The 15,647-nt window shown below is 69.7% G+C and carries 1 protein-coding gene (only partly in view); it reads right to left on the reverse strand.

Annotated features, from left to right (window positions below; all coding sequences use genetic code 11):
• Nucleotides 1-15,647, reverse strand: the 3' portion of a protein-coding gene (locus N7925_RS01070; protein WP_274342716.1) for a non-ribosomal peptide synthetase. It continues 1,687 nt past the right edge of the window; 15,647 of the gene's 17,334 nt are visible here — the last part of the coding sequence; its start codon lies off the right edge, out of view — the gene reads right to left on this strand; the stop codon is at nucleotides 1-3.

The raw sequence follows: 15,647 nt of genomic DNA on the forward strand, positions 1-15,647 counted from the left end.
TCAGATCTCCCAATCGTCTTCGAGCAGGTCCAGCTCTTCCTGGCTCAGCGAGGTCAGCGCCGCGTCGGCCGGGGTGAGTCCGCCGGCCCCCGGGTCTTCGGTGTACGCGGCGATGCCCGCCAGGGCCTGCGCCCACAGGCCGGCCAGCGCCTCCACCTCGGCCTCCGGCAGGAGTCGGCTCGCCCAGGTCCAGTTCACGCGCAGGACGAGGCCGCCGTCGGGGTCCTGCTGGGCGGCGGCGTTGACGTCCAGGACGTGGGCGAGCGGTGCGGTCGCGGGCTGGCCCGCGACGCCGCCGGCCAGGACCGTCCAGTCGCCGCCCGCCTCGTCGGTGGCGGAGGTGGTGAACCGGCCCAGGTAGTTGAAACCGATCCGCGGCTGCGGGTGGGCTGCCAGAATCCGGGCGGCGCCGGGGGCGAGGTGGCGGAGCAGCCCGTATCCGGTGCCCCGCCCCGGGGTGCCGCGCAGCTGCTCCTTGACGCGCTTGATCGCCTCGCCGACCGCCTCGCGGCCCGCGGTGACGTCGCTCCAGGTCACGGGTCCGGCCTCCAGCCGGACCGGGTACTGGGTGGTGAACCACCCCACGGTGCGGGACAGTTCGGCACCGGTCAGCAGGTTCTCGTCGCGGCCGTGGCTCTCCAGGTCCAGCACCCAGGAGTGCTCCTCGCGGCCCGCCCAGCGCGTGAGCGCCAGGGCGAAGCCCGTCAGCAGGACGTCGTCCACACCGGCGTTGAACAACCCCGCCGTGCGGGTCAGCACGGTCCGCGTCAGCTCGGGCTGCAGCTCGGTGGTGCGGTGCCCCGCCGTGCCGTGGGTGTCCCGTACGGGGTCGAGGGCGCCGCTGCCGACGAGCGGGGTGGTGTCGCGCACCGACTCCCACCGGGGAAGCTCCGCCAGTCGCTCCGGGGACGCGGCCTGTGCCGCGAGCTCCGTCGACCAGCGGCGCACCGACGTGCCGACGGGCGCCAGGGCCGTGTCCCCCGGCCCGGCCGCCTTGGCCAGGTCGGGCAGCAGCACCCGCCAGGAAACCCCGTCCACGACGAGGTGGTGCGCCACGATCACCAGTGCTCCAGGGCTGAGTTGACCGGCATCGAGCCAGACGAGCCGCACCATCGCCCCGGCGGCCGGGTCCAGTGCCTCGCGGGTCCGTGCCGCCTCCGTACGTACCAGGGCGGACCAGTCGTCCTCCCCCGCTCCGCCGACCACGTCCACGCGGACGACGCAGTCCTCGGCCCGTACGGCGCCGACGGGCAGCACCTCGGACTCCAGGGCGCGCTGAGCACCGGGTCCGTCGGCGGACGGGACGGTGAGGCGCGAGCGGAGTACGTCGTGGTGGTCCAGCAGCGTCTGCACGCCGCGCAGCAGCGCCGGTTCGGTCAGGCCCGCCGGGGTGCGCACCACGCGCGACTGGTTGTAGCCGCGCCAGTCGCCGCCGCGTTCCACCATGCGCGCCACGATGGGCAGCGGCGGGAACGTGCCGACGGGCTCGTCCACCACGTCCGCCGCGGTGCCCTGACCCGACCAGTCCGCGACCTCGGCGAGGGCCGCCGGGCTCTGGTGCTCGAAGACGTCCCGCACGGACAGGCCGACGCCGCTGCGCCGGGCGCGGGAGACGAGCTGGATCGACAGGATGCTGTCACCGCCCAGCTCGAAGAAGCCGTCGTCCACGCCGACTCCAGCCTCCGCGAGCCCGAGGATCTCGGCGAAAAGCCCGCACAGCAGCTCCTCGCGCTCCCCGCGCGGCGCCCGCGACAGCGCGGCGGCGTCCACGGGCGCGGGTAGCGCGGCCCGGTCCACCTTGCCGTTGGGTGTCAGCGGCAGCTCGGTCAGCGCGATGACGCTCGCGGGGACCATGTACGCGGGGAGGCTGCGGCGCAGATGCCCGCGGAGCTCGCCGGTGTCCTCGTCGGTGACTGCGTAGGCGAGGAGCCGGCGCGTGCCGGGCAGGTCCTCGCGCACGACCGCCACTGCCCGGGTGACCGCCGGGTGTGCGGCGAGCGCGGTCTCGATCTCGCCGAGCTCGATGCGGAAGCCGCGGACCTTGACCTGGTCGTCGGCTCGGCCGACGAAGACCAGCTCCCCGTCGCGGGTCCAGCGCGCCACGTCGCCGGTGCGGTACATCCGCGTGCCGGGCTCCCCGAACGGGTCGGGTACGAAGCGTTCCGCCGTCGCTGTCGCGCGCCCTCGGTAGCCGCGTGCGACTCCGGCGCCGGCGATGTACAGGTCGCCCGCGACGCCGGGCGGCAGCGGGCTCAGCGAGCCGTCGAGCACGTACGCCCGCGCGTGCGGGAGCGGACGGCCGATCGGCACGTCCCCGGCGGGCGCCTGTTCGCCCGGACGCAGCACGTACTGGCAGCAGTTGACCGCGGTCTCGGTCGGGCCGTACGAGTTGACGACGGTGACCTGTGGGTGGTCGGCCCGCCAGCCGTCGAGAACGGCACCGCTCAGCGCCTCGCCGCCGACGACGAGGGTGCCGGTGGGCACCATCTGCCGCGGCATCAGAGGCAGTACGGACAGGTGGCTCGGGGTCACCTTCGCCACGCTCGTCCCGCCCGCGGCGGTGACGGCGGGCGGCACCGGCTCGTCGGCGTCCCACTCCCCCAGCCAGACGCAGCCGCCCACCAGCAGCGGCGTGTACAGGCCCGTCACGGTGAGGTCGAACGCCACCGACGAGCCGACCAGCGACACGCCCGCCATGTCGGGGTACGCCCCGGTCGCGAACGCCAGGTGGGCGGCCACCCCCTGTCGCGACACGACGACGCCCTTGGGGCGGCCGGTCGATCCGGAGGTGTAGATCGCGTACGCCGCGGCGGACTGCGGAGCCGCGACGCTGCGGTCCGCCGGGTCGGCGGCGTCGAGGGCGCGGACCGCCTCCGGGCTGTCCAACTCCAGTAGAGCGCCCGGGGCATGGGCGGCGAGGGCGGAGGTAGTGAGGGTGAGCGCGGGGGCCGCGTCACCGAGGATGTAGTCGACGCGCTCGGCAGGGTAGTCGGGGTCGACCGGTACGTAGGCGCCGCCGGCCTTCCACACGGCGAGCAGCGCGGCGACGAGGTCCGTGCCGCGCGGCAGCAGCACGCCGACGAACGTCTCGGTGCCGACACCGCGTTCGCCCAGGACGCGGGCGATCCGGTTGGCCCGCGCGTTGAGCTCGGCGTAGCTGATCCCGTCGGCACCCGAGGCGACGGCGACCGCGTCGGGGGTGGCGGCCGCCTGCCGCTCGAACCGCTCGACGACGGAAAGCCGCGTGGCCGCCGTACCGCCGGTCTCGTTCCAGCCCTGGACGATCTGCTTGACCTCGTCCTGCGGGAGAACCGGGACGCGGGACACCGGCAGGTGCGGATCGGTGACGACCGCGCCGAGCAGCAGGTGCAGCGCCGACACCAGCCGGGCGGCGGTCTCCTCCTCGAATAGGTCGGTGGCGTAGTTCAGCAGGCCGGTGATGCCGTCGCCGCCGGGGCGTTCGGTGAACGTGAACGCGAGGTCCATGCGTGCCGTGTCGGCGGCGAACGGGTACGCGGAGACGGTCGTCGGGCCCGCAGCCTCGTCCGTCAACTGCTGCGTCTGGGAGTGGGTGTTATAGGTGATGAGAATCTGGATGAGGGGGTGCCGGGCGAGGGAGCGGGCCGGGTTCAGCGCCTCGACCAGGCGCTCGAAGGGCACGTCCTGGTGCTGGTACGCCGCCAGGTCCGTTTCCCGCACCCGTGCCAGTAGCTCGGCGAACGTCGGGTCGCCCGAGAGATCGGTGCGCAGCACGAGGGTGTTGACGAACAGGCCCACCAGGTCGGCCAGGCTCTCGTCCGTACGGCCCGCGATCGGCGAACCGATCGGCACGTCCTCGCCCGCGCCGAAGCGCGACAGCAGGGACGCCACGGCGGCGTGCAGCACCATGAACATGCTGCACCCCTGCGACCGCGCCAACTCTTGCACGCGGTCGCTCACGTTGGCCGGTATCTCGAACGTCACCCGGGCGCCCCGGTGCGACGCGGCGGTGCGACGAGGGCGATCGGTCGGGAGGCTCAGACCCTCCGGAAGTTCGCTCAGCTGACGACGCCAGTAGGCGAGTTGTGCGGTGACCAGACTCTCCGGGTCATTCTCCGAACCCAGTACGTCGCGCTGCCAGAGCGCGTAGTCCGCGTACTGCACGGGAAGTTCGGCCCACTCCGGGGCCCGTCCGTCGACGCGTGCTCCGTAGGCGCGCGTCAGGTCGCGCGCCAGCGGGCCCAGGGAGCCGCCGTCGGCCGCGATGTGGTGCACCACGACGACAAGGACATGCTCCTCGGCGGCCACACGCAGCAGTTCGGCACGGAGGGGGATCTCGGCGGCCAGGTCGAAGGCGTACCGCGCGGCCTTCAGGACCTCAGCATCCAAGGACGCGTCGTCGACGTCCTGTACGGCCAGCTCCGGCGCGACGGAACCCCGTACGACCTGAGACGCTCCCGCCTCGCCCTCCGCGAACACGGTGCGCAGGCTTTCGTGCCGCGTGACGACGTCGCCCAGGGCGGCCCGCAGAGCAGCGACGTCCAGGGGGCCGGACAGACGCAGCGCCAACGGAATGTTGTACGTCGGGCTGGGCCCCTCCAACTGGTGCAGAAACCACAGGCGTTGCTGCGCGAACGACACCGGGACCTGAGCCGGACGGCTCGCCGCGGCCACCACACCAGGCCGCACGCGCCCCGCCCGCTCCTCCAGCACCCGCACGAGCGCCGAAGGCGTCGCGTTCTCGAACACATCCCGAATCCGCACCTCGACCCCGAGAACGGACCGCACCCGCGCCACCAGACGCGTCGCCAACAACGAATGCCCACCCAGAACGAAGAACCCGTCGTCCACACCCACGGACCCAAGACCGAGCACCTCGGCGAACAGACCACACATCAACTCCTCACGCGGATCACCCGCAACCCGCGAACCACCCGACACACCCCCCCAATCCGGAACCGGAAGCGCCTGACGATCCACCTTCCCATTCGGCGTCAACGGCACCGAATCCAGCTCCACCACCACCGACGGCACCATGTACTCCGGCAGTTCCGACTGGAGATGACGACGTACGTCGGCCGGGCTCCGGTCGTCCGCAGACTTCACGTAGAGGACCAGGCGCCGATCCCCCGGACGGTCCTCCCGCACCACCGCCACAGCCTGCGCAACAGACGGATGCTCCACCGCGACGGCCTCGACCTCGCCCAACTCAATACGGAAACCACGCAGCTTGACCTGATCATCCGCCCGACCGACGAACACCAGATCACCGCCCCCGTTCCAACGGACAACGTCACCCGTGCGATACATCCGGGCTCCCGACGGACCGAACGGATCCGCGACGAAACGCTCACCCGTCAAACCCGCACGACCCCAATACCCAACAGCCACACCCCGACCAGCAACATACAAATCACCCACCACACCCGGAAGAACCGGACGCAACCCCCCATCCAGCACATACACCCGCGTATTCGCCACCGGCCCACCAATCGGCAGCACACCACCACCAACCACCGCATCCGACAGCCCGAACGACGTCGACCACACCGTCGTCTCCGTCGGCCCATACACATTCACCGCCGAAGCACACACACCCACCAGACCCGACGCCACCTCCGCCGGCAACGCCTCACCACCCACCAACGCCCGCACACCCGACAACACACCCGACCGACCCACACCATCCAACACACCACGCCACCACGACGGCGTCCCCTGCACCACCGTCACGCGCTCCCGCTCCAACAGACCACACACCAAACCCACATCACGAGCAACACCATCACCCGCCACCACAACCACACCACCACGCACCAACGGCAGCAACAACTCCAACCCCGCGATATCGAACCCCACCGTCGTCACCGCCAACAGCACATCCCCCACACCAACCCCGACCACCCCATCCATCCCCACCACAAAATTCTCAAAAGCACCCCGAGACACCACCACCCCCTTCGGACGCCCCGTCGAACCCGACGTATACAACACATACGCCGCAGAGCCGGAGGGGACCGAGCGCCGCAGAGTCGCACCGGACCAGTCGGCCAACTCTTCGACGACCTCCGGCGCATCCAGCACCACACGCTGCGACGCCTCCGGCAAACGCGCCACCAGCGCGTTCACGGACACCGTTACCAACGGGTCGACGTCTCCCACCACATACGCCAACCGCTCCTCCGGGAACTCCGGATCCAACGGCACATACACACCCCCGACCTTCCACACCGCCAACAACGTCGCCACCAGATCCACCGATCGCGGCAACATCACCCCCACCACAGAACCCACACCCACACCACGGCCCGCCAGCACACTCGCGACGCCTTCCACGCGTGCGTTCAGCTCTCCGTAGGTCAGGCGCTCTTCGCCGCACACCACGGCCCACGCGTCCCGCCGCTCAGCGACGTGCTCCTCGAACCAATCCACCAGCGAACCCGTCGGAACGGCGACCTCCGTCTCGTTCCACACCCGCACGACGCGGTCGGCCACATCGGCCGGCAGCACGTCGATCGTGTGCACGAGCGTCTCCGACTCACGGGAAACCGTGTCGAGGAGAGTGTTGAGCCCGGAAGTGATGCGCTCGACGGTTCCCGCGTCGAAGAGGTCGGTCGCGAACTCGACGCTTCCTCGGATCTCGAACCCACCCTCCGCCAGAGCGGTTTCGGCGAGTTCGAAGGTCAGGTCGTACCGCGAGGTGGCGTCGGCGAAGGAGACCGGCTCGACGTCCACGCCGCTGATCTCGGCACCGAGCTCGGGCTGACGCTGGTTGGTGTAGGTCAGCATCGTCTGGAAGAGGGGGTGCCGGGCGAGGGAGCGGGCCGGGTTCAGCGCCTCGACCAGGCGCTCGAACGGGACGTCCTGATGCTGGTACGCCGCAAGGTTCGTCTCCCGCACCCGACCCAGCAGCTCGGTGAACGTCGGGTTCCCCGACAGGTCGGTGCGCAGCACGAGGGTGTTGACGAACAGGCCCACCAGATCCGCGAGGCTCTCGTCCGTACGGCCCGCGATCGGCGAACCGATCGGCACGTCCTCGCCCGCACCGAAACGCGACAGCAGGGACGCCACCGCCGCCTGCACCACCATGAACATGCTGCACCCCTGCGCACGCGCCAACTCACGCAGGCGCGCCGACACCACGGCAGGTATCGCGAAGCTCGACCGTGCGCCACGGTGTGAGGCGACCGCCGGGCGGGGGCGGTCGACGGGGAGGCTCAGCTCCTCCGGGAGACCGTCCAACTGATCGCGCCAGTACGCCAGCTGCTCGGAGACCAGACTCTCCGCATCGTCCTCCGAACCAAGCACCTCACGCTGCCACAACGCGTAGTCCGTATACCGCACCGGCAGGTCGGCCCACACCGGCTTCCGTCCCCCCGCACGTGCGGCGTACGCGTGTGTCAGATCACGCGCCAGCGGGCCCAGCGAACCGCCATCGGCGGCGATGTGATGCACCACCACGACCAGCACATGCTCATCGGGCGCCACTGTGAGCAGTTCTGCGCGCAACGGCACCTCCGCCGCGAGGTCGAAGGCGTACCGCGCCGCCTCCACGACCGCCACGTCCAGCTCCTCGGCCACGATGTCCCGCAGCGCCACCTCCGGTACGGCGGCGTCGAGTACGACTTGAACGCCCCCGAGCTCCGAGTCCGCGAACACGGTGCGCAGGCTTTCGTACCGCGTGACGACGTCGCCCAGGGCGGCCCGCAGAGCGACGACGTCCAGGGGGCCGGACAGACGCAGCGCCAACGGAATGTTGTACGTCGGGCTGGGCCCCTCCAACTGGTGCAGAAACCACAGGCGTTGCTGCGCGAACGACACCGGGACTTGTGCCGGGCGGCTCGCCGCGGCCACCACACCAGGCCGCACGCGCCCCGCCCGCTCCTCCAGCACCCGCACGAGCGCCGAAGGCGTCGCGTTCTCGAACACATCCCGAATCCGCACCTCGACCCCGAGAACGGACCGCACCCGCGCCACCAGACGCGTCGCCAACAACGAATGCCCACCCAGAACGAAGAACCCGTCGTCCACACCCACGGACCCAAGACCGAGCACCTCGGCGAAGAGACCACACATCAACTCCTCACGCGGATCACCCGCAACCCGCGAACCGCCCGACACACCCCCCCAGTCCGGAACCGGAAGCGCCTGACGATCCACCTTCCCATTCGGCGTCAACGGCACCGAATCGAGCGATACCACCACCGACGGCACCATGTACTCCGGCAGCCGTCGAGCGGCCTCGGCGCGTACGCCCGCCGGGTCCGGGGCGACGCCCGCGGGCACGATGTACGCCACGAGCCGCCGATCGCCCGGGCGGTCCTCCCGCACCATCGCCACGGCCTGCGACACCGACGGCTGCGCGACGAGTGCCGCCTCCACCTCACCCAACTCGATCCGGAAGCCGCGCAGTTTGACCTGGTCGTCCGCCCTGCCGACGAACACGATCTGGCTGTCGGCGTCCCACCGCACCACGTCGCCCGTGCGGTACATACGGGTTCCCGAGGGGCCGAACGGGTCGGCGACGAAGCGTTCGGCGGTCATCCCGGGGCGGCGCCAGTAGCCGCGGGCCAGACCGTCTCCGGCGATGTACAGCTCACCGGGCACACCCGGCGGTACAGGGCTCAGCCCCTCGTCCAGGACGTACAGCCGCGCGTGCGGGAACGCCCGTCCGACCGGTACCGCTCCGTCCGGTGTCGGCGCTCCCGGTGCCAGCACGAAATGGCAGCAGTTCACGGTGGCTTCGGTCGGGCCGTAGGCGTTGACCACGGTCACGTCCGGGTGGGCGGCTCGCCAGCCGTCGAGCGCGGCGCCGCCCAGGGCCTCACCGCCGAGGATCAGCGTCCCGGACGGCCGCATCGCGTCCGGTACGAGGGAGAGCACCGGCAGGTGGCTGGGCGTCACCTTCGCGATCGCGACCCCGTCGGTGCCGGAGACCTCGGACGGCGCGGTCGTCCGCTCGTCCCACCCCGCCAGCCATACCGCGCCGCCGGTGGTGAGGGGCGTGATCAGGCCGGTCACGGTGAGGTCGAACGCGACAGACGAGCCGACCAGCGACACTCCGGCCATGTCCGGGTAGGAGGAAGCCGCGTGGCCGACGTACGTCGACACGCTCCCGCGGGACACGACGACGCCCTTCGGCCGTCCTGTCGAACCGGACGTGTAGATGACGTACGCCGCGCAGTCCTCCCCGACCGGCATGGCTGTCCCGGGGGGTGCCTGGTCCGCCACGTCGTCCGGCACATCGGCGAGTTCGATCGCCACGGGGAAAGCGGTCTCCGGCACCAGCGGGGCGAGCGCGCCGGTGGTGAGGGTCAGTGCTGGTGCCGCGTCGGTCAGTACGTAGCCGATGCGGTCGGCGGGGTACTCCGGGTCCACGGGCACGTAGGCGCCGCCGGCCTTCCACACGGCGAGCAGCGCGGCGACGAGGTCCGTGCCGCGCGGCAGCAGCACGCCGACGAACGATTCGGCGACGACACCGCGGCTCCGCAGCAGACGGGCCAGCTGGTCCGCGCGTGCGTTCAGCTCGCCGTACGAGGCGGCGCCCTCTGCGCTCACCACGGCGAGTGCCTCGGGGGTGGCCCGTGCCTGGCGCTCGAAGCGCTCGACGAGCGGCACCGCGGGAGCGGGTACGCCCGTGTCGTTCCACTCGCGTGTGATCCGCGCGAGGTCTGCCTCGGGCAGTACGGGGAGGGTACGGACCGGGCGTCCCGGTTCCTCGACGACGGAGGTCAGGAGCCGCTGCAGGCCGGACGCCAGCCGGACGGCGGTCTGCTCGTCGAACAAGTCGTGAGAGTAAGCGAGTCTACCGACGATGCCGGCCGCCCGGCCCTCGGCGTCGGACCGCTCGGTGAGGGTGAACGCGAGATCTGTTTTGGCCGTGTCGACCTCGAACGCGTACGGGGACACCTCGATCGGCCCATCGGCCGAAACCGGACGATGAGGGTCCTGGGTGTTGTAGGTGAGGAGGGTCTGGAAGAGGGGGTGCCGGGCGAGGGAGCGGGCCGGGTTCAGCGCCTCGACCAGGCGCTCGAAAGGCACATCCTGGTGCTGGTACGCCGCCAGGTTCATCTCCCGCACCCGTGCCAGTAGCTCGGCGAACGTCGGGTTCCCCGACAGGTCGGTGCGCAGCACGAGGGTGTTGACGAACAGGCCCACCAGATCCGCGAGGCTCTCATCCGTACGGCCCGCGATCGGCGAACCGATCGGCACATCCTCGCCCGCACCGAAACGCGACAGCAGGGAGGCCACCGCCGCCTGCACCACCATGAACATGCTGCACCCCTGCGCACGCGCCAACTCACGCAGTCGGGCGTGAAGCTCCTCGGGGATCTCGAACGTCACCCGTGCACCGCGATGTGAGGCGACCGCCGGGCGGGGGCGGTCGACGGGCAGGCTCAGCTCCTCCGGCAGGCCGTCCAACTGAGCGCGCCAGTACGCCAGCTGCTCGGAGACCAGACTCTCCGCATCGTCCTCCGAACCAAGCACCTCACGCTGCCACAACGCGTAGTCCGCGTACCGCACCGGCAACTCGGCCCACACCGGCTCCCGACCCGCCACACGTGCCACGTACGCTCGCGTCAGATCACGCGCCAGCGGAGCCAGCGAACCGCCGTCAGCGGCGATGTGATGCACCACCATCACGAGCACGTGCGCACCGTCGCCGAGCCGCAGAAGCTCTGCTCGCAACGGCACCTCCGTGGCAAGGTCGAAGGCGTAACGCGCCGCCTCCTCCACGGCGGTGTCCAGCCCGTCCGCGACGACCTCGCGCACGGCCAACTCGGTCACGGCCGCACCTAGTACGACCTGTACCGCCCCGTGCTCGGAGGAGTCCGCGAACACGGTGCGCAGGCTTTCGTGCCGCGTGACGACGTCACCCAGGGCGGCCCGCAGAGCGACGACGTCCAGGGGGCCGGACAGACGCAGCGCCAACGGAATGTTGTACGTCGGGCTGGGCCCCTCCAACTGGTGGAGGAACCACAGACGTTGTTGCGCGAACGATACCGGAACCCACTCCGGGTGGCTCACCGCGAACACTCCGGGCCGCACGCGTCCCGCACGCTCCTCCAGCACCCGCACCAGAGCGGCCGGTGAAGCATGCTCGAACACATCCCGCACCGCGACCTCGACTCCGAGGGCGGACCGCACCCGCGCCACCAGACGCGTCGCCAACAGCGAATGCCCACCGAGAGCGAAGAACCCGTCGTCCACGCCCGCGGACTCAAGGCCGAGCACCTCGGCGAAGAGACCGCACATCAACTCCTCGCGCGGATCACCCGCAACCCGCGAACCGCCGGACACACCCTCCCGGTCCGGAACCGGAAGCGCCTGACGATCCACCTTCCCGTTCGGCGTCAACGGCACCGAATCGAGCAATACCACCACGGACGGCACCATGTACTCCGGCAGCCACTCCCCCACGCCCCTGCGCAGCTCGGCGCTGGAGACGTCTTTACCGGACCCCAGCACGTACGCCACGAGACGCCGGTCGCCGGGACGGTCCTCCCGCACCATCGCGACGGCCTGGGAAACTCCCGCACAGCGTTCCAGCGCGGCCTCGACCTCGCCCAACTCAATACGGAAACCACGCAGCTTGACCTGATCATCCGCCCGACCGACGAACACCAGATCACCGTCCCCGTTCCAACGGACAACGTCACCCGTGCGATACATCCGGGCTCCCGACGGACCGAACGGATCCGCGACGAAACGCTCACCCGTCAAACCCGCACGACCCCAATACCCAACAGCCACACCCCGACCAGCAACATACAAATCACCCACCACACCCGGAAGAACCGGACGCAACCCCCCATCCAGCACATACACCCGCGTATTCGCCACCGGCCCACCAATCGGCAGCACACCACCACCAACCACCGCATCCGACAGCCCGAACGACGTCGACCACACCGTCGTCTCCGTCGGCCCATACACATTCACCGCCGAAGCACACACACCCACCAGACCCGACGCCACCTCCGCCGGCAACGCCTCACCACCCACCAACGCCCGCACACCCGACAACACACCCGACCGACCCACACCATCCAACACACCACGCCACCACGACGGCGTCCCCTGCACCACCGTCACGCGCTCCCGCTCCAACAGACCACACACCAAACCCACATCACGAGCAACACCATCACCCGCCACCACAACCACACCACCACGCACCAACGGCAGCAACAACTCCAACCCCGCGATATCGAACCCCACCGTCGTCACCGCCAACAGCACATCCCCCACACCAACCCCGACCACCCCATCCATCCCCACCACAAAATTCTCAAAAGCACCCCGAGACACCACCACCCCCTTCGGACGCCCCGTCGAACCCGACGTATACAACACATACGCCGCAGCCTCAGAAGAAACCGAAACCCCCACATCCGACGACCCGCAACCCGCCAACTCCCCCACCACACCGGCATCATCCAGCACCACACAACGCGCACGCCCCGGCAGACGCGGCACCAGAGCCTCCACCGTCACCGTCACCAACGGATCGGCATCCCCCACCACATACGCCAACCGCTCCTCCGGAAACTCCGGATCCAACGGCACATACACACCCCCGACCTTCCACACCGCCAACAACGTCGCCACCAAATCCACCGAACGCGGCAACACCACCCCCACCACAGAACCCACACCCACACCACGGCCCACCAACAACCGCGCAAGACGGTTGACCCGCCCGTTCAACTCCCCATACGCAACCCGCTCCCCACCACACACCACCGCGAGCGCACCCGCCCGCTCCCCCACCCGAGCCTCGAACCACTCCACCAACGAACCCGACGGAACAACCACATCCGTCACATTCCACCCCCGCACCACACGCTCGGCCACATCCGCCGGTACGACGTCGAGCGAGAGGAGCCGTGCGGCCGGCTTGGCCGTCGCCTGCTCGAGAAGCCGCATCAGGCCGGAAAGGAGGTGGTCGACGGTCTGGGCGTCGAACAGATCGGTGGCGTACTCCACGCTTCCCCGAAGCGCGCGTTCCGGGCCCTCGGTGGCGAGGTCCATGAAGGAGAAGGCGAGATCGACCCGGGCCGTGGTCGTCTCGAACTCCATCCCGCCAACGCGCAGACCGGGGACGGCGGCGTCGACCGGCTCGTCCTTGGTGTTGTAGGTCAGCATCGTCTGGAAGAGGGGGTGCCGGGCGAGGGAGCGGGCCGGGTTCAGCGCCTCGACCAGGCGCTCGAAAGGCACATCCTGGTGCTGGTACGCCGCCAGGTTCATCTCCCGCACCCGTGCCAGTAGCTCGGCGAACGTCGGGTTCCCCGACAGGTCGGTGCGCAGCACGAGGGTGTTGACGAACAGGCCCACCAGATCCGCGAGGCTCTCATCCGTACGGCCCGCGATCGGCGAACCGATCGGCACATCCTCGCCCGCACCGAAACGCGACAGCAGGGAGGCCACCGCCGCCTGCACCACCATGAACATGCTGCACCCCTGCGCACGCGCCAACTCACGCAGTCGGGCGTGAAGCTCCTCGGGGATCTCGAACGTCACCCGTGCACCGCGATGTGAGGCGACCGCCGGGCGGGGGCGGTCGACGGGCAGGCTCAGCTCCTCCGGCAGGCCGTCCAACTGATGGCGCCAGTACGCCAGCTGCTCGGAGACCAGACTTTCCGCATCGTCCTCCGAACCAAGCACCTCACGCTGCCACAACGCGTAGTCCGCGTACTGCACCGGCAGGTCGGCCCAGACCGGGGCCCCTCCCTCGACGCGTGCCGCGTACGCACGCGTCAGGGCCCGGGCCAGCGGGCCCAGGGAGCCGCCGTCAGCGGCGATGTGATGTACCACCACGACCAGCACATGCTCATCGGCCGCCACTGTGAGCAGTTCCGCATGCAGCGGGATCTCGCCCGCGAGATCGAAGGCGTACCGCGCCGCATCGACCACCGCGGCGTCCAGCTCATCGCTGTCCACTTCCCGCAGTGCCAACTCCGGTACGGCGGCGTCGAGTACGACTTGAACACCCCCGAGCTCCGAGTCCGCGAACACGGTGCGCAGGCTTTCGTGCCGCGAGACGACGTCGCCCAGGGCGGCCCGCAGAGCGACGACGTCCAGGGGGCCGGACAGACGCAGCGCCAACGGAATGTTGTACGTCGGGCTGGGCCCCTCCAACTGGTGCAGAAACCACAGGCGTTGCTGCGCGAACGACACCGGGACTTGTGCCGGGCGGCTCGCCGCGGCCACCACACCAGGCCGCACGCGCCCCGCCCGCTCCTCCAGCACCCGCACGAGCGCCGAAGGCGTCGCGTTCTCGAACACATCCCGAATCCGCACCTCGACCCCGAGAACGGACCGCACCCGCGCCACCAGACGCGTCGCCAACAACGAATGCCCACCCAGAACGAAGAACCCGTCGTCCACACCCACGGACCCAAGACCGAGCACCTCGGCGAAGAGACCACACATCAACTCCTCACGCGGATCACCCGCAACCCGCGAACCACCCGACACACCCCCCCAGTCCGGAACCGGAAGCGCCTGACGATCCACCTTCCCATTCGGCGTCAACGGCACCGAATCCAGCTCCACCACCACCGACGGCACCATGTACTCCGGCAGTTCCGACTGGAGATGACGACGTACGTCGGCCGGGCTCCGGTCGTCCGCAGACTTCACGTAGAGGACCAGGCGCCGATCCCCCGGACGGTCCTCCCGCACCACCGCCACAGCCTGCGCAACAGACGGATGCTCCACCGCGACGGCCTCGACCTCGCCCAACTCAATACGGAAACCACGCAGCTTGACCTGATCATCCGCCCGACCGACGAACACCAGATCACCGCCCCCGTTCCAACGGACAACGTCACCCGTGCGATACATCCGGGCTCCCGACGGACCGAACGGATCCGCGACGAAACGCTCACCCGTCAAACCCGCACGACCCCAATACCCAACAGCCACACCCCGACCAGCAACATACAAATCACCCACCACACCCGGAAGAACCGGACGCAACCCCCCATCCAGCACATACACCCGCGTATTCGCCACCGGCCCACCAATCGGCAGCACACCACCACCAACCACCGCATCCGACAGCCCGAACGACGTCGACCACACCGTCGTCTCCGTCGGCCCATACACATTCACCGCCGAAGCACACACACCCACCAGACCCGACGCCACCTCCGCCGGCAACGCCTCACCACCCACCAACGCCCGCACACCCGACAACACACCCGACCGACCCACACCATCCAACACACCACGCCACCACGACGGCGTCCCCTGCACCACCGTCACGCGCTCCCGCTCCAACAGACCACACACCAAACCCACATCACGAGCAACACCATCACCCGCCACCACAACCACACCACCACGCACCAACGGCAGCAACAACTCCAACCCCGCGATATCGAACCCCACCGTCGTCACCGCCAACAGCACATCCCCCACACCAACCCCGACCACCCCATCCATCCCCACCACAAAATTCTCAAAAGCACCCCGAGACACCACCACCCCCTTCGGACGCCCCGTCGAACCCGACGTATACAACACATACGCCGCAGCCTCAGAAGAAACCGAAACCCCCACATCCGACGACCCGCAACCCGCCAACTCCCCCACCACACCGGCATCATCCAGCACCACACAACGCGCACGCCCCGGCAGACGCGGCACCAGAGCCTCCA

Source organism: Streptomyces sp. CA-278952 (assembly GCF_028747205.1).
Lineage (GTDB): Bacteria > Actinomycetota > Actinomycetes > Streptomycetales > Streptomycetaceae > Streptomyces.